Genomic DNA, 21,117 nt, shown 5'->3' with positions numbered 1-21,117 from the left:
ATTCCCGGGATATCGCCGAGACAACGCGTGACCGCCACCTACGAGGATGCGCCGTGACTCACCAGGCCCCTGACGCCGTCGCGTACGCGAACGGCATGATCGAGCTTTCCCACAGCTTCGATGCAAACCGCTTTCTCGCGGCCATCGACCGCGACGAGCTCGCAACGCTGGTTCCCCATCTTCAACTCGTCCACCTGAAATCCGGGCAAGTGCTCTGCGAGCCCGGCGAAATGCTCACCGCGGTCTACCTGCCCGTCACGACTGCAATTTCGCTGCAGTACGTGTCGTCCGGCGGCATGACGCTGGAAGTCGCCGAGATCGGCAGCGAGAGCGTGGTGTGCGACGACGTGATCGGCGGCAGCGGGCGGATGCCCTGCCGTGCCGTGGCCTGCCGCGACGGTTTCGTCTACCGGCTCGACCGGCGCGTATTCGCCGCCGCGTTCGACGCATCGCCGGTGATCCGCCATCTCGTGTTCGTCTGCGTGCGGCTGCTGATGGCGCAGGTCTCGCAGATCACATTCTGCAGCCGTCATCACGTGCTCAAACATCAGTTATGCAGATGGTTCCTGCTCGCGTACGACCGGACCCGCAGCATCGAGATCCAGGTGACGCACAGCATGCTGGCGCAGATGCTCGGCGTGCGGCGCGAAACGGTTACCGATGCCGCCGGCGAAATCCAGAAGCTGGGCCTGATCCGGCAGTACCGGAGTTCGATCGAGCTCGCCGACCTCGACGGCCTCGAAAAAATGTCGTGCGGCTGCCGCGCGATCGTGCGCGACGAGATGAAGCGCATCCTGTCGGCCGATTCGGGTGTGCCGGCCGCGTCGCGCGCCTGATCGGCGTGCCGCATCGGGACGGGGCGCCGCCGCGCGTGCCGTCCGCTGCCTGCCGGGTCAGTTGTTTGTAGGGTGGCGAACAGAACGCCGCGTCTGCCAATGGTCTACTGATGCCGGACTGCCGGGGGGACGTCAGCGCGTGTCGCGCGTCTGCCCGAGCGGACGACACCACGCACGCCGGAGCAGCACGTGAAAAACGAAATCAAAACCATCCTGAAGCACGTCGCCCATCTCGAAGCCGCGATCGATTCGATCGGCGACGGGGACGACCTCTACGAAGCCGGCCTTTCGTCACTCGACACGATCCAGCTGATGCTCGCGATCGAGAAGCAATTCAACATCGAGATTCCCGACGAGATGCTGAACCGCAACCTGTTCCGCAGCATCGACGCGCTCGCGGACACGATCACCACGCTGCAACGCACCGAGCATTCGGCATGAGCGCGCTGCTTCCCGAACTCGCGGCCGACAGCGATGCGCGTCGGCTCGACGAGGCCGCGCATGCCGTCGCGCAGATCGCCGCGCAGCACGCGGACGCGGTCGACCGCGACGCGCGCTGCCCCGTCGAGGCGATCGAGGCGATGCGCGCGCGCCGCCTGCTCGGCGCGATGGTGCCGACCCATCTCGGCGGTGTGGGCGCGTCGCTGGAAGACATCGCGTCGGCCTGCTCGATTCTCGGCCAGGCCTGCGCATCGTCGGCGATGGTGTTCGCGATGCACCAGATCCAGGTCGCCTGCATCGTCGATCACGCCGCCGACCAGGGCTGGCACAAGCTGTTCCTGCAACAGCTCGTGCGCCACCAGTGGCTGCTCGCATCGGCCACGTCGGAAGACGGCGTCGGCGGCAACCTGCGCGCGAGCCAGTGCGCGCTCGAAACCAGCGGCGGCGAATTCCGGCTGCGCAAATCTGCGCCGACGATCTCGTATGGCGACTATGCAGACGGCATCCTCGCGACCGCACGACGCGATGCGGACGCGCCGGCTTCCGAGCAGGTGCTCGTCACGCTGCTGCGCGACGGCTACACGCTCACGCGCCGCGGCGAATGGGACACGCTCGGGATGCGCGGCACCTGCAGCAACGGCTTCGAGCTCGATGCGCACGGCGCCGCCGTCCAGTGCCTGCCGGTACCGTTCGCGAAGATCGCCGAGGAAACGATGGTGCCGGTGTCGCACATCCTGTGGGCCGCGGTATGGATCGGTGTAGCCGGCGACGCGTTCCACCGCGCGCACCAGTTCTTCCGCGCCCAGGCCCGCCAGACCGACGGCGCACCGTCGCCCGCGTCGCGGCGCATCGCCGAATCGCTCGCGCTGATGCAGGCGATGCAGGCCCGCGTCGACAACGTGTTGCGCCTTCACGCGAACCCGGCGTCCCGCTCGTGGTCGGCCGGCATGGCCCGGGCCGCCGAGATCAACACGCTGAAGACCTACGTGTCGACGACCGCGCTGGAAGTCGCGCACCAGGCCATGATGATCTGCGGGATGGCCGGCTACAAGCAAGGCACGCCGTTCAGCATCGGCCGCCACATTCGCGACCTGCATGCGGCGCCGCTGATGATCAGCAACGACCGCATTGCCGTCAACACCTCGAACCTGCTGCTCGCGCTGCGTCCTGCGACGCTGGAGAAACATACGTGAACGATCGCCTTGCCGTGCCCTCCGCCGCCTCCGCTCCCGCCGATGCACCGATCGACCGCGCGGGCGTCAACCCGCTGCGCGACGAACTGATCGACGCGGGCCTGCTGGTCTCGACCGGCATCCAGGGTTTGTTCGGCCGCAGCGAACGGTTCGAGCGCGTCGTGGAAGCGCTCGACGCGTTCGTCACGCGCATCGGCGCCGACCAGCAGGCCGAAGTGCTGCGCTTCCCGCCGGCGATGAGCCGCACCGAGTTCGAGCGCAGCGAATACATGAAGAGCTTCCCGCAGCTCGCGGGCAGCGTGCATGCGTTCTGCGGCGACGAACACCAGCACCAGCGCGTACTGCAGTGCCTCGATCGCGGCGACGACTGGACGGAAAGCCAGAAGCCGACCTACGTCGTGATGACGCCCGCCGCGTGCTACCCGGTCTACCCTGTCGTCGCACGCGCGGGTAAGCTGCCGGCCGACGGCCGGATCGTCGACGTCTTCTCGTACTGCTTCCGCCACGAGCCGTCGCTCGACCCGACCCGCATGCAGCTGTTCCGGATGCGCGAGTACGTGCGGATCGGCACGCCCGAGCAGATCGTGTCGTTCCGCGAGACCTGGATCGAACGCGGCACGCGGATGATCGAGGCGCTGCGCCTGCCCAACGCGATCGACCTCGCGAACGACCCGTTCTTCGGGCGCGGCGGCAAGATCGTCGCGAACAGCCAGCGCGAGCAGAACCTGAAATTCGAGCTGCTGATCCCGATCGAGCACGACGATCGCCAGACCGCTTGCCTGAGCTTCAACTACCACATGGACCATTTCGGGCTGCTGTGGGACATCCGCACCGCGACGGGCGACGTCGCGCACACGGGCTGCGTCGGCTTCGGCCTCGAACGGCTCACGCTCGCACTGTTCCGCCATCACGGCTTCGACATCGACGCATGGCCGCGCGAAGTCCGCGACGTGCTGTGGGGCACGCCATGAGATTCGTGTCCCGCGACGGCGAAGACGCGTCGTTCGAGGATGTGCGCCACCGCGCGCGCCACTACCGCCCGCATCCGCTGCATAGCCAGGAGATGGTCTGGAAACAGACCAACTGCTACGTCGACATGTGGCTCGAGGTGCTCCGGTGGTGGGGCTTCAATCCGTACGCGGCGCTGCCGTTTACGATTGCGCTCGATTTCGAGGGCGACCAGTTCACGTTCTTCAAGTTTCCGCACGACGAACTCGAGCGGCTGTACGGCATCGTCGTGCAGGAACACTCGATCTACGAACCGCTCGACCAGCACATCGAGACGCAGGTTGCGCGCGGCCACCTGATGATCGTCGAGGTCGACGCGTGGTTCCTGCCCGATACGCGCGGCAGCAGCTACCGCACGCAGCACACGAAGACGACGATCGGCATCGATGCCATCGACCGCGCGAAACACCAGATCGGCTACTTCCACAACAGCGGGTATTACGTGGCCGAGGATTTCGACTACAACGGGCTCGTCGGCGGCAACTCGCCGATGACGCTGCCGCCTTACGTGGAATGCGCGAAGCGGCGGTTTGCGCCGCTCGACGAGCGCGAGCTGTGCGAAACGTCGCTCGCCGCGCTGCAGCGCCACCTGCGGCGCCTGCCGGTCGTCAACCCGATCGCCGCGTTCCGGCGGCAGTTGCAGACCGATGCGCGGACGCTCGCCGATTCGCCGCTCGAGCATTTCCATGCGTACTCGTTCAACTCGGTGCGGCAGCTCGGCGCAAATTTCGAGCTGTTCGGCCATTACGCGCGCTGGCTGCAGGCCAGCGGCTGCGTCGGGCCGTTCGCCGAGATCCGTGCCGCATGCGACCGCATCGCGTCCGAAGCGATGGTGCTCGAATTCCGGCTCGCACGCGCGTGCGCGCGCGGCAAGGAGGAGCGCGGCGACTCGACGCTCGAAGCGATCGAGGCCGCCTATACGGATGTGGTGGCGTGCGCGCGGCAGATCGCGTTGCCGCTGCGGCACATGAAGCCCGTGCGCAGCGACACGGCGGCACCCGTGCCGGCCATGCGGTGACGCGCACGCGTGCCCTGCCCGCGTGGTCGATGCTGGCGACGGCCGCGGGCGCCGCGCGGGAACCGCGCGATCTCCCGGCGGCCGGCGACGGCTGGATCCCGGCGACCGTGCCCGGCACGGTCGCGCAGTCGCTCGCGCTCGCGGGCCGGCTCGACGAAGCCGCATCGCTCGACGAGCGCGACCACTGGTACCGGATCGAACTGCGCGGACACGGGCCGCGCGTGCTGCGCTTTCACGGCCTCGCGACGCTCGCGCAAGCGTGGCTCGACGACACGCCGATCCTCCGCTCCGACAGCATGTTCGTCGCACACGACGTTTCCGTATCGCTCGACGGTACGCACCGGCTGACCGTCTGCTTCCGGGCGCTCGCCGCGCACCTGCGCGACACGCGCGCGCCGCGCCGCGCACGCTGGCGGACGCGGCTCGCGGAGCCGGCGGCGCTGCGCACGGTCCGCACGTCGCTGTTCGGACACATGCCGGGCTGGTTTCCGCCGCATGTGCCGACCGGCCCGTGGCGGCCCGTGGACGTGCTCGATCCCGCTGACGGGCCCGTGCTCGTCGATTGCGACCTGCACGCGCGCATCGAAGGCGACACGGGCTGGCTCGACGCGGAACTGACGTTCGCCGCGCCGCTGCCCGACGCGCTCGCCGCACGGCTGTCGTGCGGCAAGCACCACGCCACGCTCGAACGCGCCGGCCCCGACCGTCTGCGCGCGAGCGTCGCGGTGCCCAACGTGTGCCGCTGGTGGCCGCATACGCACGGCGAGCCGGTGCTGTACGACGTGGCCCTGCATCTCGGCGACGCATTGCGACCGCTCGGCGCAACCGGTTTCCGCACGATCGAAGTCGACGCCGGCGCCGACGGCAAGGGCTTCGAGCTGCGCATCAACGGCGTGCCCGTGTTCGCGCGCGGCGCATGCTGGAGCAGCGCCGCGCCGCGCACGCTGCACGCGGACGACGCCACCTACGCCCGCCTGCTCGGGCTTGCGCGCGACGCCGGCTTCAACATGATCCGCGTCGGTGGCACGATGACCTACGAGGCCGATGCCTTTCACGCGTGGTGCGACCGGCTCGGGCTGCTGGTCTGGCAGGATTTCATGTTCGCGAACTTCGACTATGCGCTCGACGATCCCGCATTCGCGGACAACGTCGATCGCGAAGTCCGTCAGTTCCTGTCGCGGCACAGCGCGTCGCCGTCGCTTGCCGTACTGTGCGGCGGCAGCGAGATCGCACAACAGGCCGCGATGTCCGGGCTCGGGCCGAAGCAGCGCTTCCTCGAGCTGACCGCCGACCGGCTGGCCGGCCACGCGGCCGCATGCCGACCCGACGTCCCGTACGTGCCCGATTCGCCCGACGGCGGCGTGCTGCCGTTCGCCCCGCGCGAACGCGTGTCGCACTACTACGGCGTCGGTGCGTACCTGCGCCCGCTCGACGACGCGCGCCGCGCGGACGTGCGCTTCGCGAGCGAATGCCTCGCATTCTCGAACGTGCCGTGCGACGCGACGCTCGCCGAGCTCGGCTGGCCCGGCGTGCACGAGCCACGCTGGAAGGCAGCCGTGCCGCGCGACCCCGGCACGTCGTGGGATTTCGAGGACATTCGCGACCACTATCTGCAGACGCTCTACGACGTCGTGCCCGACCGGCTGCGGCGCGAGGATCCGGCGCGCTACTTCGAGCTGTCGCGCGCGGTGATCGCGGACCTGATGCGCGAAACGTTTTCCGAATGGCGGCGCACCGGCTCGCGCTGCGCCGGCGCGCTCGTCTGGCAGTTCCAGGACGTGATGCCGGGCGCCGGCTGGGGGCTGATCGACGCCGCGCACCGGCCGAAATCGGCGTGGCATGCGTTGCGCCAGGTCCTGCAGCCCGTGCAGGTGCTGCTCGTCGACGAAGGCTTGAACGGGCTCGACGTGCATGTCGTCAACGAGCGCCCCGCGCCGCTGTCGGCCGCACTCGAGCTGGTCGCGCTGCGCGACGGCCGCACACCGGTCGCGCGTGCCGGTTGCCCGGTGCGGATCGCCGCGCACGACACGGTGCGAATCGGCTCGGCCGAGCTGCTCGGCCGGTTCTTCGACTGGACCTACGCGTACCGCTTCGCGCCTTGCGAACACGACACCGTCGTCGCGACGCTGCGTGCCGACGACGGCACGCAGCTGTCGCAGGCGTTCCATTTCCCGTCCCGCACGCATCCGGCCGTGCTGGCGCGCCGTGAACTCGGGCTGGAAGCGTGCGTGTCGCGCACCGGTGACACGTGGCACGTCGACATCGATACACGGCACGTCGCGCGTCATGTGCAGATCGATGCACCGGGCTACGTGCCCCGCGACGACTGGTTCCATCTCGCGCCCGGCACGCCGGCGCGCGTCGCGCTCGTTCCGCTTGAAATGATCGGGAAGCATGCGGCCGCGACCGATGGGCCGCCGACCGTGGAAATCCGGGCCGTGAACGCCGCGCGCACGGTGCGCGCCACGCAGGCCGGTTGACGCGACACTCGCGGCCTTCGGCAACCGCGAGTGTCGCCTTGTCGAATGAATCTCAGTCGGACGAGCCCGTGCCGCGCGGCCGCTCGATCCCGTATGCCTCCATCCAGCGATACAACGTCGCGCGCGACACGCCGAGCTCGCGGGCCGACGCGGCGACGCGCCCGCGCGTGCGCAACAGGGCGGTTTCGATCGCCTCGCGTTCGATCGACTTGCGGATGTCGGCCACCGACGGTGACGCGGCATCGAGACAGTATTCGAGTTCGAGATCCTGCGCGGTAATCAGGCGCCCTTCCGTCATCACGACCGCGCGGCGCACGCGGTTGATCAGCTCGCGGACGTTGCCGGGCCAGTCGTGCTTGTAGAGTGCCGTGATCGCATCCGTCGAGAAGCCACGCACGCGATGGCGCGCGTCGCCGCGGAAGCGTTCGAGCATGTGATGCGCGAGCAGCTCGATGTCCTTGCCGCGCGCGCGCAGCGGCGGCTGGTCGATGCGCATCACGCACAGACGGTGGAACAGGTCCGGCCGGAAACGCCCTTCCTCCATCGCTTCGCGCAAGTCGACGTGCGTCGCCGACACGATCCGGACATCGACCGGCACCGGATCGCTACCGCCCAGGCGATGAATTGCACGTTCCTGCAGAAAGCGGAGCAGGCTCGCCTGGCTCTCGTGCGGCAGGTCGCCGATCTCGTCGAGCAGCAGCGTGCCGCCGTTCGCCGCTTCGACATAGCCGATCTTGCGCGCGTTCGCGCCGGTAAATGCGCCGCGCTCATAGCCGAACAGTTCGGATTGCAGCAGATGCGGCGGAATGGCGCCGCAGTTGACCGCGACGAACGGGCCGTTGCGGCGCTCAGAATGGCGATGGATCGCGACGGCAGTCAACTCCTTGCCCGTCCCTGTTTCGCCGAACACGAACACCGGTGCGTCGGTGCGCGCGAAGCGCCGCACCGTATCGAACAGCCGCAGCATCGCGCTGCAGGTGCCGACGATGCCTTTTTCCTCCGATTCGAGCCGTTCGCGGTCGCGCGCGAACAGGCACTCCATGCCGTACGCGTGGCCGACCGTATCGGCGATGCGCTGGTGCGAGGCGGGCAACGTGACGTAGTCGAAGCAATAGTCGCGCAACAGCGCGCGAACGTTCGGAGAAGCGGTCTGGCCGACATCGATGAGTGCGACCCAGACGACGTCGCGCATCGACGCGCAGGTCGACGCGATGCTGCCGATCGCGTCGGCATGGCCGCCGCTCAGGTCGAGGATGCCGCAGGTGATTTCGCCGGACGTGTCGCGCAACTCGCTCGCCTGCGCGACGATCGACACTTTCCAGTCGCGTCGCGCCAGTTCCTTCCGGAGCATGACGGACGGCGACTGCGTCCAGTAAATCAGCGGACGCTGCCCGTTACCACTCCCCGCGTCGGCGCTCTTATCGCGCGTTATTGGCATATTCATAACGAACCATCACTTTCTCCACTCCGCGAACCGTTCGCGTGCGCTGCGGCCGGCGGCGCATGGCCACCTTTCCGCGCTGCGTTTCCGCAGCCTTGGCGAAGATCGAAACTGCACACGGCGAGAACCCCCGGAGGTCGAGCCGGATGTCATCCGGCCTCGTTGTCATCGAACTCAAAGGGAACGCGCGGCTGCGCGAGCCGCGACGTTCCCGCTTTGACGCGACCCGCCGGCAGGCGGGGCACGTCGACAAACGGAGCATCCGTCCGAGCGTGCGTCGCGTCGTACACGACGATCGCGCCCGATACCGAACCGGATGGCGGCCAACCCACAAGCGGAATGACCGCCGCACTTCATCCGTTCGTGAATTTACACCTCGTTTCGAGATGGTCTTGTTACCAAAAGATAATCCTGAATCAGCCGGTTACGCAGCCGGTCGCCCCGCGCGATACACCTTTGGCTACCAAGATTTGATTCTCTCTCAACAATCGCGTCAATCAGTGCCAAATACTACATTTCCGCCAGATCGGCCCCCTCGATTGCGCGTGATTTTCACCGCAATCCTTTAAAAAGACCGGCACCGCACGCCGCACGCCACATAATCGCGCGCGCCGCCGGCCGGCGGCGCCGTCCGGGCACGGCGCGCGGGCCGCCCGGCGGTTACACTCCGTAATCATCCCGCGCGATCGCCGCTCAGGTTCGCAGCGCCGTCTCGCCCTCCCGATCCCGCAGATCGCCCATGGCGCCCTCGATCGACGCATCGCCGTGCGGCGCGAAACCGGCGGGACCGGCCATCTCCTCCTGCAACGCGGCATAGCCATCCATCACGAAGCGCGTGAACGCGTCCCGAAAGCGCGCCGAGCTGAAGCGCTCGGCATTCGCGCGACACGCGTGCGGATCGATCGCCCCGCGCGGCAGCGCTTCGAATCGGGCAAGCGCATCGACCAGTGCATCGACCGTCTGCGCGCGGTAGAACAGGCCCGTTGCGCCGGTGCCAGGCCACGCCCGCACCGACTCGCGCACGCCGCCCTTCCCGTACGCGATCACGGGCGTGCCGCATGCCTGCGCCTCGACCGGCGAAATGCCGAAATCCTCTTCCGCGGCGAACACGAATGCGCGCGCACGCTGCAGGTGGTCGTGCAGCACGTCGAACGGCTGGTAACCGAGCAGCGTGACGTTCGGCCCGGCCAGCGCGCGGATCTTCTCCATCTCCGGCCCGTCGCCGATCACGACGAGGCGGCGTTCCGGCGTGCGCGAGAACGCGTCGACGATCAGGTCGATCCGCTTGTACGGCACGAGCCGCGACGCGGTCAGGTAGAACGCCTCCTTGTCCGCGCGCGGCGACAGGTGGTCGACGTCGACCGGCGGATAGATCACGGTCGCATCGCGCCGGTAAGTCTTGCGGATGCGGCGCGCGATGAAGTGCGAATTGGCGGCCACGCGATCGACGCCGTTCGCCGAACGCGCATCCCAGTTGCGGATGTAATGCAGGAGCGCACGCGCGATGACCGATTTTGGCCCGCGCGCGAGGCCGGCCTCGTTCAGGTACTGGTGTTGCAGGTCCCACGCATAGCGCACCGGCGAATGCACGTAGCTGGCGTGGAACTGGTCCGGGCCGCTGAGCACGCCCTTCGCAACCGCATACGAGCTCGACAGCACGACATCGTACGCCGACAGGTCGAACTGTTCGATGGCCAGCGGAAACAACGGCAGGTAGCTGCGGTAGCGCGTGCGCGCGAACGGCAGCTTCTGGATGAAGGACGTGCGCACCGCGCGGCCGCGCAGGCAGTCCCGATCCTCGAGGAAATCGACGAGGCTGTAGACATCGGCCTGCGGAAAGCAGTCGATCATGTGCGCCAGCACGCGTTCGGCGCCGCCAGGCACGACCAGCCAGTCGTGAACGATCGCAATCTTCAAGTACCGCTCCCGATTCTCCATTGACGTTCGACAGGGATGGGCCGCGCAACGCGGCCACCTCGCCATGGCAATTATCGGGAAACACCGGCACCGCCGATGTGTGCTGGCGGACATTACGGCGCTGTCGGCAGATGGCGCCTCGCCCGGGCGAACCCCGAGCATGGGTAAGCTTTCGAACAGACCGGCGCGCGCCGCATCCGCATCATGATCATCGCCGCTTCGCACCGGACGAACGTATCCGTGCGACATGGCGTGCTGAAGGTTTCACACGAGGACCGCATCATGGAATGGCATTGTTGTGAATTCGAACATCTGAGCGCCGTCGATCTCTATGCAATCCTGCGCGCACGCAACACCGTGCTGGTCGTCGAGGATGCGCATACCCATCTCGACATCGACGGCAAGGACGCGGGTGCATTGCACGTCTATGCAACCGTACGCAACGGCGACACGGCGGAAGTCGCGGCCTACGCACGACTCCTGCCCGGCGACGACATCGATCCGGACGTCGTGATCGACAAGGTATTGACGAGCGAAGCGTGCCGCGACGGCGATACGCTCGAACACCTGCTCGAACGTGCAGTGACCGCCGCACTGGCCGCATGGCCGGACGCCGCGCTGCGCATGCACGTTCCCGCGTCGCGCCAGGCGTTCTACAAACGCTTCGGATTCCGCAAGGCGTACGGGCCGTATCTCGAGCAGGGTGCACCGTTCGTCGGCATGATCCGGCCGGCCGACCGCACCGCCGGCGCGCTGCGCCAACTGCTGTCCCGGACCGTTTCGTCGGCCCGGCCCAGGAACGAAGACGCGCGTGCCGACGGACGCGTGCACAACCGGCTGCCCGCCGATACCGGAGCCAATCGATGACACGCACCCTACGCCCGGTTCCCGCCCCCGACCTTCCACGCATCCTGCCGGTCATCCTCGCCGGCGGCTCCGGCACGCGCCTCTGGCCGCTGTCGCGCGAACAGTTTCCGAAGCAGCTGATCGAGCTGACCTCGAACGAATCGCCGTTGTCCGCGACGGCGCGCCGCCTGAACGGCATCGCGAACGCGGTGCTGGGCGACAAGCTGTTGCTGGTGTGCGGCGAACAGCATCGCATCATGAGCGCCGCACAAGTGGTCGACCGTGCGGCGCCCGCCCGTATCCTGCTCGAACCCGCTGCGCGCAACACGGCACCGGCGCTCACGCTTGCCGCACTCGACGCCAGCGTGTTCGAGGACGACCCCGTGCTCGCGGTGATGCCGGCCGATCACGTGATCGCCGATGCCGGCGCATTCCAGGATGCGATCGCGCGCGCGGCACGTTATGCGCAAGAGGGCGCGATCGTGACGCTCGGTGTGCTGCCGCGCCGCGCGGAAACGGGCTACGGCTATATCCGGGTCGGCGAGCCGCGGACGAGCCGCCACGGCGGACAAGGCGGTTATTCGATCGGACGCTTCGTCGAGAAACCCGACGCGGCGCTCGCCGAGCGCTACCTGCAGTCGGGCGACTACTGGTGGAACAGCGGCATTTTCGTTACACGCGCATCGGTCTGGCTGAAGGCGATTCACGCGCTAGCGCCCGAAATCCATGCGGCCTGCGAGTCGGCGTGGCGCGCGGGCGTCTCCGACGATCCGTTCTTCCGGATCGACGCCGCGGCGTTCGACGCCTGCCCGTCCGACTCGATCGACTATGCGGTCATGGAGCGCCTGGCCGACAGCAGCGAACTCGGCATCGAAGGCATCGTGGTGCCGCTTTCGGCCGGCTGGTCGGACGTCGGCACGTGGGATGCGATCTGGGAAATCATGCCGAAGGACGACCAGGGCAACGTCGCCCGCGGCCCGACCGTGTTCGAGGACACGCAGGACAGCCTCGTGCGTTCGGAGGGCCGTCTCGTCGCGTGCGTCGGCATGAAGGATGTCGTCGTGATCGAGACGCCCGACGCGGTGCTCGTCGCGAACAGGCACGACGTGCAGCGCGTGAAGAACATCGTCGCGCGCCTGAAGAGCGACCGGCGCCCACAGGCGAGCGAACACCGCAAGGTGCAGCGTCCGTGGGGGCACTACGATTCGATCGATCTCGGCGAGCGGTTCCAGGTGAAGCGGATCGTCGTCGAACCGGGCAAGCGGCTGTCGCTGCAGATGCACTATCACCGCGCCGAGCACTGGATCGTCGTGCACGGCACCGCGAAGGTGACGCGCGGCAACGAGACCTTTCTGCTCAGCGAGAACGAGTCGACGTATATCGCCGTCGGTGAAGTCCATCGCCTCGAGAATCCCGGCCGCATTCCGCTCGAAATCATCGAAGTGCAATCGGGCAACTATCTCGGCGAAGACGATATCGTGCGCTTCGACGACCAGTACGGGCGCCCCGTCGTCGACGCGCTGCCGGAACAGCACGCGGTCCCGCTCGCTGCGCGGGAGCCGCACGTGCCGGCGGTAGAGGGAGACGTCGTGCGGTAATCGCGTGCCGCGCACGCCGGCGCGTGCATCGATTCGTCAGTCGATGCCGCGCTAGCGCGGGCGCGCCTGCCTGAGCGCTTCGCGCACTTGCGGCAACGCCGACGTATCGGCCCCGACCGCGTCGATCGACGCGGGCTGCGCGACCGGCATCCTGCACTGCGCGGCATTCGTGCCACCCGAGGGGCAGCCTCCGCCCCCGCCCACCTGCACCGGCTCCCCGCCGATCGCGGACAACCGGTTATCCGCGATCCGGTACTGCGATACGTTTCCCCACACGCGAATGCCGGCAAACCGCGCGCGCGACACGCGGTTGCCGATCACGACCACGCGCGTCACCGAGCCCGACCACGTACTGACGTCGATCGCGGCCTGCTGTGTCAGCGGGCGCGGATCGGTGCGGCCGGCCGCGGTCTGGATGGACGAAATCACGTTGTTCTCGACCCGGACGTCGGATGCGCCGTAGGTTCGGTAACTGTCTTCCTGTGCGACGAGGATGCCCGCGCTGACCTGCACGTCACGCACGATGTTGTTCGAGATCGTCACCTCCGTGCCGCCGACCACCGTGATCCCGCGCCCCCACGTGTTGCCTTCGAGCGAGTTGCCGGTAATCAGTACATTGCGGCTCAGCACCCCGTCGGCCAGGTAGCTCACCACGGCAATCATGTCGTCGCCGGTACCGCGCACGACATTGCCCTGGACCAGCACGTTGCGCGCACCGTGCGTCATGTGAATGCCGTCGGCGAGCATCGAGTGCACCTGATTGCCGACGATCGCGACGTCGGATCCGCCAAACACGAAGATGCCCGCGCTGGCACCGCCGTCGATGACGTTGTCGAGCACTTGCACGTCGTGCCCCGTCACCTCGACCTTGGTCGACTCCGGCGTGTCGAGACGCGTCGTGCCGGTTCCCTCGAAATGAAACCCGGCGAGCGTCGTACCGTCGCCCCGCATCTCGATCGTCTGATTGCCGGGGGCCGTCGCGATCAGCGTTGCGCCGAAACCCGACAGCACGACATGCCGCTGCCGCACGAACAACGAACAGCCGACGACATACCGTCCGGGCATGAACACCAATCGCTGGCCCGGCTTCAGCGCGTCCAGCGCGCGTTGCAGCGCATCAGCCTGATCGGCTGCATCCGGGGCCGGATGAACGTACGCATCCGGTACGGCCGCGTGAATCGCACCCGGTGCGGGCGCGCCGGATACGGCCTCGACGAACCCCGGCCACATCAGCCCGCCAGCCATCATCACGCCGGCTATGGCGGTGCATACGCGAAACTGGCATTGCGATCCGTGCATATCGAATCAGCCGGTCGCATCACCCGATGCGAACACACGCCTGCCCCGACGCGACGTGAGCGCATGTGCCAGTTTCACGAACGGCGCCTCGCACAGTCGGTAGCCGGCCCACGACAACGGAATCAACGGCACCATCGGTACGATCATGTAAAGACCGAGCGGCCATCCGATGATGTGGAAACGCTGACACAACCAGAAAGCCACGAAAAGCGGAAGACTGTGCAACAGGTAGATCGAGTAACTGATCTTGCCGATCCATGAAAGCAGACGGATACGAAGCTTCAGCAAAGTTGCCAGTATCGCGAATGTCGCGATCCCGATCATGTACGCGAGCGAAATAGGAAGATGGAACGCGTTGTGGTGTCGCCAATCCTCGATGGCCCCCACCAACGCAATGCCGACGACCGGTATCGTCACGTAGACGACGGCCGATCGGTAAGTCAGCGATAGTCGTGACAGCACGCCGCTTCCGGCCAATCTGACATGCAGCGACTGCGAGGGATTGTCATACGCCATGCGAAAGCAGGCGCCCCAAAACATGATGCCGAGATGATACGGCATGGTCTTGTACTGACTGAGAAGATCGGTCGGGAAGAGCTGTAACTTGAGGGTCAACACAAAGAGACCGCATAACCCGATCGTGACAAGACACAAATGAAGCATCCGGTGAAGCGCCCCGCACCAGAACAAGATCAGACACAACGCGTAGAAATACAATTCCGTTTCCAGCGTCCAGCCATGAGGCAGGATCAGACTTTCCCCAAACGCCGCCGGTATCATGGTCACGTTTGCCAGCAAGCCACGAACGTCCATGCTTTTATCGAACAGATACCAGTGAACAAAATACCCGGCAGGAAGCGCCAGCCAATACGCGGGATACAGTCGAAAGAACCGTCGAACGAGAAACCGCTTGGTGCCCGCGCCGATCTCGCCATGCAGGCTAGTTGGAATCAGCATCCCGCTGATCGCGAAGAACAAGACTACGCCGATTCTTCCGAAATTCACGGAACGCTGCAGGGTGTCCAGTACATGCTGTGAGCCGGCGAGCGGGACAAACCGTTCAGCATAGTGCGTCCAGATGACTAGGATCACCGCAACGGCACGCATTGCGTCGATATGGTCAAACCGCTCCGAATGCTTTGCTTTTGACATGACGGAAATGATGAAGACTCAGGGTACAAGGCTGCTCGCATGCATGACCGGATGATCCATTTCCGAAATCGACGAAGCAGACAGAGGCGCACTGCACGTGCTCACATACAAGCGATCGACGCGATGGTCGAGCATGCTTCGGCAACTTTGCCGCGGCCCGCACCGCTGCACGACGAAGGGCTCCGGGATTGCCTGGCCGGGTTCATTTGAGGTCTGAATTTTTCGCATCGATCCAATACCACCAGACAAGCGCGAGAAGCGCATAAAAAACCGTACGCGAGCCGAACATCATCCAGTATTCACCTTGCTGAACCGCGAAGGTCGCGTATGAAAAGACCTTCGCCATCAGCCATAGCATCACGACACCGCCGCGCATCGCAACCACGATCTGCAGCGCACCGAGCGCGCCGTATACCAGGCCGGTCATCGCGACAAAGAGCGCGCCCCCGGCATAGCCGAACCAGTACACGGGCACGGCCATGTTCCCCATCGTGAACGTGACGTCGTCGAACATGTAGGCCCGGAGAACGCTCGGTTCGGTGTATGACTTCATCAAGTCACGCAAGCCGCTCGGCTCGGATTCGTCGAAAAACGTTGGCATGGTCCAGGAACCGAGCGAGTTCACGAAACGCCAGAATGCATCCGTGCCACCGAGCCTCGGTGCCGTGAACAGTTGGGCATCGTTGTCGACCACGTACCACGGTTGGCCCTGCAGCAGGAACCGCGAAGAGAGCATGTCGGCCACTTCAAGCCCCTGCCCCCTGTAGGAATAGACGATGGAGACGGCGCCGAGCAATAGCGCCAGGCCCGCACCGATACCCAGATAACGAACGACCGGCTTGCCGTTCATCGCGTGAATCGAAATGAACGGGGCAAGCGAGCACAGCCCGATGTGCAGCACTGCCATGAATTGCTCGCCATGCATCACATTGAGCGCCAGGTCGACAGCCATCGTCAGGATCGCCGCCGCCCGGATGCGCTTGTCGGAGCTGGTGGCGATGGTGCCCAGCAGAAAACCCATGAACGACTGATTGTTCAGGAACAGGTTGAACATCATCCCGTTCGATGAATCATTTCGTAGCGCATATCGATTGATGCCGGAGAACAACGAGAACCCTGACGTCAGACCGGCGATCACACCGATCGCGATAATGGTCGCCGCGAGCCCGAACCCCATCGCGATGCTGATCGGTTGCAAGGCTATCCGCGCCTTGATCGACGCTCGCACCGGGCGCTCGTCCAGAAATCGACTGAAGGCAACGAGCGCACAGACGACAAAAATCAGGTAGAACGACAGGAGCCGGCTGAACGCCCCGGTCGCGTCACCGATGACATCGGTTTCCGTCAGATAGCCGCCGTCCTCCAATCCCACGCCTGCAAGAAATGCGGTCATTCCGATCGCCAGCACGTATAGCATCGACACGGCAAACACCGGACGTGACCTGACCAGGCCGACGAGCCCCAGCGTTGCCAGCAGCAACGTGCACACAGCGCTCGACTTCGCCATTCCGAGCGCCGGCATCACCGCGTTGAACAGCAATGCCAGCGTGAATAGCGTCAATACGATCACGCCGGTGGCGGATACGAAGCCGCCGTTGCTTCCCAGTGTTCCCGTCACCTTACCCATCGTGCCGCAACCCGAAATTCGTTCCTTCTTTCACGCACCTGCACCGTGCAGCTACGCTCCGCGCCAATCGATCTCACGCAACGTTCCTGAGCAACTCCTTTCTCACTCGCATCCATGCCCTGAACAAAAACGTCTCGGATGGGACACGACGAGGATTGCTCTGCGTCTGGGCTTCCTTCGCAGGTCGACGCGCGTTCGCGTAATAGCCGTAGCGGAACGGAGATGGCTCGAAGCCGTTGAACACCAGGCCATCCACATCGGCTCCGAATTTCTTCAGGTTCCCGATCGCATCCGCCACGCCGCCGGAGCTGACCGAACCTTGCCGCACCACCATCAGCGTGATGTCGGTGAACCTCGACAACATGGCGACGTTTGCGGCCGGATGAGCCATTGGCGCGTCTACGATGATCAGGTCGTATGCGCCTCGCAGTGAAGTGAACAGCGCCTCCAGCTTCTCGGTGCCGTAAAGGTTCCGCAAAGGCTTGCCCTCTGCTCCGGCGGGCAGCACGTCAAGATTGTCATGAACGCGCGAGATTACCTTCTTGAGATCGACCGAGCCTTTCAGCACATCCGACAAACACTTCTCGACTTTCACCGGCAAGCATCGCTCGATGCTCGCCTCGCCTGCATGGGCACGCACAAGCAAGGTCTTGACGCCGCTGTCCGCGGACAAACACGCAAGATTGGCGGTGATCATCGACTTGCCCTGCCCCGGCTCGGGCGACGTAATCAGAACGGTCTTTGCGCCGTCGCGCCCGGTGGTCATCTTGCAATGCAACAGCAAGGCCAGATCTGCGATCGCTTCGGCAAACGGCGTATCAGGGTGCTCCCTCACGGCCATGAAAGCCGGCCGGCCGTTCGAGTCGGCCTCGATCTGTTGAGGCGACGACGGGAGTACGCCAAGCAGCGGAACGCCCACCATCGATTCCAGATGCTTCGGATCGCGAACACGCCCGAAAAACAATGCATAGCCTTGAGCCACGGCAACGCCCAGTATCAGCCCGACCGCCGCGCCCAACACGATCACGAGCATTCGCTTCGGCCGAATCGGCTTGACGCTCACATCGGCCTTGTCGATGATGGACGCATTGCCGACCGTGCCTGCTTTCGCAATCTGCAACTGCTGCGTGTTGTTCAGCAAGCCGACATAAAGCTGGTTATTGACTTCGACGTCCCGCGCCAAACGCAGATAGGTCTGCTGCTGCGACGGCAAGTGCGCCACTTTGCTTTTCAGTTCGGCCGACTGCTGATCGAGCGTCTTCAGCTTGTTGACGACGGCCGCGAGCTGGGGCTGTCCGGCAACATACTTGGATGACAGGTCCTGGTACTCGAGCTTGGCGTCGAGCCGCGCCTTGTCGACCAGCGCCAATTGGTCAATGAGCAGCCTGACATCGCCCTGCGAATCGATCGACCCTTGCGCGTTGCGGAACGTGTTCAGCGCCTGCTCCGCCTGTTCCAGCCGCGCCTTCACGGCCGGCAGTTGCGCGTCGAGGAATGCCTGGCTGCGTTCGGCATCCTCCGAACGCCGCTTCGCGTTGACATCCAGATAAGCCGCGGCAATGGCGTTGAGCAGTCGCGCAGCAAACACCGGATCGGGATCCTCGAGATTGAGCTGCATGATGCCCGACTGACGTTTCGTTTCCGCCCCGGTCAACTTGGTCAGGATGGCGTCGAGTCGCACGGGCGTGGCAACGCGCCGTACACGGAACTCCGTGCCCGCGCGCGCCACGATCCGCGACACATTCACGCGATAACCGTTACCTTCGCTCGGCGTGCCGATTACGCCCTTCAACACCTCCTGCCCATCGCTGTCCTTCAACACGAACCGATCGCCGTCGAGATAATCAAACTCCAGCTTTTTGCCAAGCTGTGCATTCGGAACATCGAACTTGGTGAATTCGATTCGTTCACCGCCCCACGCCCAGAACGGGGTATTGAACAGCGGAATGACGAGGCCATTCGCATCTTTCGACAAGATCGAACCAAGCAAACCCGCGACGAGCGGAATCCGATTGCTGACTGATACTTCCGCCTGCGCGGCGGTTGCCTCGATCGCCTGGGTGACAACCGTGCGCGAGCGAGCGATATCGATTTCGCCGACCACGGCAGAATTCTGAATATCCAGCGCATTCGAAATCTCGGAAAGCGAACCCAATGCGCTATGCTTGTTTTCCTGAACCTGAATCAGCGTATCAACAGAGTAAATCGGCGTCGCCGAAATAGCATATAAAAATGCCAACAGCAGACACCCCAGAAATACGGAAATAAACGCCCCTCGATAATAAAATACATTTTCGAGTAATTCGGCCAATGTAAAGCGGGACGCGTCGCGAGAAATATTTCCCGCTCCGTCTCGATACTCATTAGGCGAAGGTCGATCCAATGCCATGCATAACTCCCAAATTGCCACCTTGCCAGGCATCGCGTGGAGGTGCGTGCGCTTGGCCATGCCTGCCGTGCAACGCGTACCAGGTCGCGCCATCCCGGGCGCCTGCCCTGCATCCGACCTCAGATCGGCAAAAAGTACGTCACTGAACCGTTGCCCCAGAAACGCCAGTGATTCTGTTTGTCCCGGCCACTATGCGATAAATGCCAGGTACGCTAAGTGCGATGGCTTACATTAATAAGCACTAGTAGTGCAAATCACTGGGTTGCCAACCTGTCTCGTGCTATGTTAAGTGCGCGTTGCTTCGACTTCCGGCAACCCATGACAATACCGTGGCTCGATCATGCAATCAGACATATGACGTAAACACGTCTTTTCATGTCGTTCCCCGCGCCACCTCGTTTTGACGATTTTTATCAAACGAGGTGACATGGAACCATTTAGATCGGGGTGCCGAGGCGAAGGATCTTCCAACCTGGAAGGCACGGCGAGTATTAAATTTATTTAAATTGTTTCTGAATACAGGCCTACCTGGCCAGCAAGTCGGCCGGTTTACCATGCTCAATGACGATATGAACAACTCCCAGCTATTCGATGCGCTCGCGCTGAAAAAAAACGACCTTGCAGTGCGTCGAATGCGCGCCGCGCTCTCCCTGGCGATGGCCACCCTGCTTTCGGCGTGTGCGTTTGCGCCCGGCCAGCACATGGCAGAGCGGGCTGCATTGCCGGTCACGACCAACGACGATGGCGACGTGACCAGTGACATGAAGGTCCCGGTCAAGCAGATCGATCTGACGCTGATCAACCAGATTCACGCGGAGCAGAAGCACCATACCCCGTGGTCGATCCCGAGCAATTTGCTCGGCAAGCCGAGTAGCTACAAGCTTGGCCCGGGTGACGTGCTGCAAATCACGGTGTGGGACCACCCCGAATTTGCTGCCGCGGTCGGCCAGCCCACGCAGAACACGAAGGCCTCCGACGCAGCGCCTGGTTTCGTTGTGGATAGCGACGGTAACGTGCAGTTTCCCTACGTGACGCGACCGATCCACGCGGCCGGAAAGACCGCGGCGCAGATCCAGCGGGAACTCGATGCCGCACTCAGGAAGGTATTTGTCAAACCGCAAGTGACCGTTCGCGTGGCATCGTTCCGTGCCGAGCAGGTGTATGTAGACGGCGAAGTACGCGCCCCCGGCTCGCAGACGATCAACGATATCCCGATGACACTGGTCGAAGCGGTCAATCGCGCGGGCGGCTTCGCGCCGACCGCGGATCAGAGCCGCGTGACGGTCACGCGCAACGGCGAGATCTATCCGGTGAATGTCGCGCAGATGATGAAGACCGGCAAAAGTCCCGCCACCATCATGCTGCAGCCAGGCGACCTATTGCATGTGGGTGCGCGCGACGACAATCCCGTCTACGTCATGGGTGAAGTGAACAAGCCGCTGGCCGTGCCGCCCCAACGCGACGGCTCGCTCACATTGAGCGCGGCGCTTTCGGAGGCTGGCCAGCTCAACCAGCAGACGTCGAACGCCCAGCAGGTTTTCGTGCTGCGCAAGGCCGCCGACAGCGAGCCGGTCATCTTTCACCTCGACCTGAAGTCGCCCGTCTCGATGCTGCTCGCGAATCAGTTTCCGCTCGCGTCGAAGGATATCGTGTACGTCGACAACACCGGGCTGGTCCGCGCGAGCCGCGTGTTGAACCTGTTGCTGCCGGCGATCAGCGCGGGATTGACCGGGGCACTTGTCACCAAGTAATCGGCATTTCGGCAGGACGACAACGGCGACGCCTGCCGACCCGTCTCTCGCACTGGCAGCAGCGTGGAAGGATGGCAAGTCCGACGCGCCACGCTGCCATCGCCGCCGCGACAGCGCGCGA

At 64.7% G+C, this 21,117-nt stretch carries 15 protein-coding genes; 9 read left to right on the top strand and 6 right to left on the bottom strand.

What is annotated here, in order from left to right; translation table 11 throughout:
• Positions 1-53 precede the first annotated feature (53 nt).
• The 6 genes from FFS49_RS05660 to FFS49_RS05635 all read left to right on the top strand — a co-directional run bounded on the left by FFS49_RS05660 (position 54) and on the right by FFS49_RS05635 (position 6,976).
• Complete coding sequence (locus tag FFS49_RS05660; RefSeq protein ID WP_039356917.1) at positions 54-836, top strand: Crp/Fnr family transcriptional regulator; 783 nt, start codon at positions 54-56, stop codon at positions 834-836.
• 189 nt (positions 837-1,025) lie between these two features.
• Positions 1,026-1,277 (top strand): acyl carrier protein, encoded by a 252-nt coding sequence (locus FFS49_RS05655; protein ID WP_039356919.1) that lies wholly within the window; start codon positions 1,026-1,028, stop codon positions 1,275-1,277.
• Positions 1,274-2,470 (top strand): acyl-CoA dehydrogenase family protein, encoded by a 1,197-nt coding sequence (locus tag FFS49_RS05650; protein ID WP_039356921.1) that lies wholly within the window; start codon positions 1,274-1,276, stop codon positions 2,468-2,470. Before FFS49_RS05655 ends, FFS49_RS05650 begins: the two co-directional genes overlap by 4 nt.
• Positions 2,467-3,441, top strand: a complete 975-nt coding sequence (locus FFS49_RS05645; RefSeq protein ID WP_105815346.1) for an amino acid--[acyl-carrier-protein] ligase — start codon at positions 2,467-2,469, stop codon at positions 3,439-3,441. Before FFS49_RS05650 ends, FFS49_RS05645 begins: the two co-directional genes overlap by 4 nt.
• Positions 3,438-4,496, top strand: a complete 1,059-nt coding sequence (locus FFS49_RS05640; protein WP_105815347.1) for a DUF1839 family protein — start codon at positions 3,438-3,440, stop codon at positions 4,494-4,496. The genes FFS49_RS05645 and FFS49_RS05640 overlap by 4 nt, the downstream gene beginning before the upstream one ends.
• Positions 4,493-6,976 (top strand): glycoside hydrolase family 2 protein, encoded by a 2,484-nt coding sequence (locus FFS49_RS05635; RefSeq protein ID WP_105815348.1) that lies wholly within the window; start codon positions 4,493-4,495, stop codon positions 6,974-6,976. Before FFS49_RS05640 ends, FFS49_RS05635 begins: the two co-directional genes overlap by 4 nt.
• Positions 6,977-7,028: 52 nt before the next feature.
• On the opposite strand, the gene FFS49_RS05630 is transcribed toward FFS49_RS05635, so the two are convergent.
• Positions 7,029-8,420 (bottom strand): sigma-54 dependent transcriptional regulator, encoded by a 1,392-nt coding sequence (locus FFS49_RS05630; RefSeq protein WP_071332711.1) that lies wholly within the window; start codon positions 8,418-8,420, stop codon positions 7,029-7,031.
• Between the two features lie 690 nt (positions 8,421-9,110).
• Entirely contained in the window at positions 9,111-10,334 is a 1,224-nt protein-coding gene (locus FFS49_RS05620) for a glycosyltransferase family 4 protein (protein ID WP_224755729.1), read from the bottom strand.
• Positions 10,335-10,538: 204 nt separating this feature from the next.
• Here FFS49_RS05620 and FFS49_RS05615 point away from each other — a divergent pair, with 204 nt between their 5' ends.
• Entirely contained in the window at positions 10,539-11,201 is a 663-nt protein-coding gene (locus FFS49_RS05615; RefSeq protein ID WP_105815352.1) for a drug:proton antiporter, read from the top strand.
• The gene (locus FFS49_RS05610; RefSeq protein WP_105815353.1) at positions 11,198-12,778 is read left to right on the top strand and encodes a mannose-1-phosphate guanylyltransferase/mannose-6-phosphate isomerase; all 1,581 of its coding nucleotides are present in this window, start codon (positions 11,198-11,200) and stop codon (positions 12,776-12,778) included. The genes FFS49_RS05615 and FFS49_RS05610 overlap by 4 nt, the downstream gene beginning before the upstream one ends.
• 51 nt (positions 12,779-12,829) lie before the next feature.
• On the opposite strand, the gene FFS49_RS05605 is transcribed toward FFS49_RS05610, so the two are convergent.
• From FFS49_RS05605 to FFS49_RS05590, 4 genes are all read right to left on the bottom strand, one after another.
• Positions 12,830-14,077 carry a right-handed parallel beta-helix repeat-containing protein gene (locus FFS49_RS05605; protein WP_105815354.1) on the bottom strand — a complete coding sequence of 416 codons (1,248 nt, stop codon included), beginning with the start codon at positions 14,075-14,077 and terminating at the stop codon, positions 12,830-12,832.
• 6 nt (positions 14,078-14,083) lie between these two features.
• Positions 14,084-15,229, bottom strand: a complete 1,146-nt coding sequence (locus tag FFS49_RS05600; protein WP_105815355.1) for an acyltransferase — start codon at positions 15,227-15,229, stop codon at positions 14,084-14,086.
• 202 nt (positions 15,230-15,431) lie between these two features.
• Positions 15,432-16,856, bottom strand: a complete 1,425-nt coding sequence (locus FFS49_RS05595; RefSeq protein ID WP_071332716.1) for a DUF6418 domain-containing protein — start codon at positions 16,854-16,856, stop codon at positions 15,432-15,434.
• A 73-nt stretch (positions 16,857-16,929) separates the two neighbouring features.
• Entirely contained in the window at positions 16,930-19,245 is a 2,316-nt protein-coding gene (locus FFS49_RS05590; RefSeq protein WP_105815356.1) for a GNVR domain-containing protein, read from the bottom strand.
• Positions 19,246-19,814: 569 nt separating this feature from the next.
• Between FFS49_RS05590 and FFS49_RS05585 the strand changes: the two genes are divergently transcribed.
• Positions 19,815-20,996: a polysaccharide biosynthesis/export family protein gene (locus FFS49_RS05585; RefSeq protein WP_105815357.1), complete on the top strand. Its 1,182-nt coding sequence runs from the start codon at positions 19,815-19,817 to the stop codon at positions 20,994-20,996.
• Positions 20,997-21,117: the final 121 nt, after the last annotated feature.

Source organism: Burkholderia sp. 4NA327C6, from assembly GCF_005502655.1.
GTDB classification, from domain to species: domain Bacteria; phylum Pseudomonadota; class Gammaproteobacteria; order Burkholderiales; family Burkholderiaceae; genus Burkholderia; species Burkholderia contaminans.
Note: the sequence above shows the minus strand (reverse complement) of the source record. Positions and strands in the feature narration are given on the sequence as shown.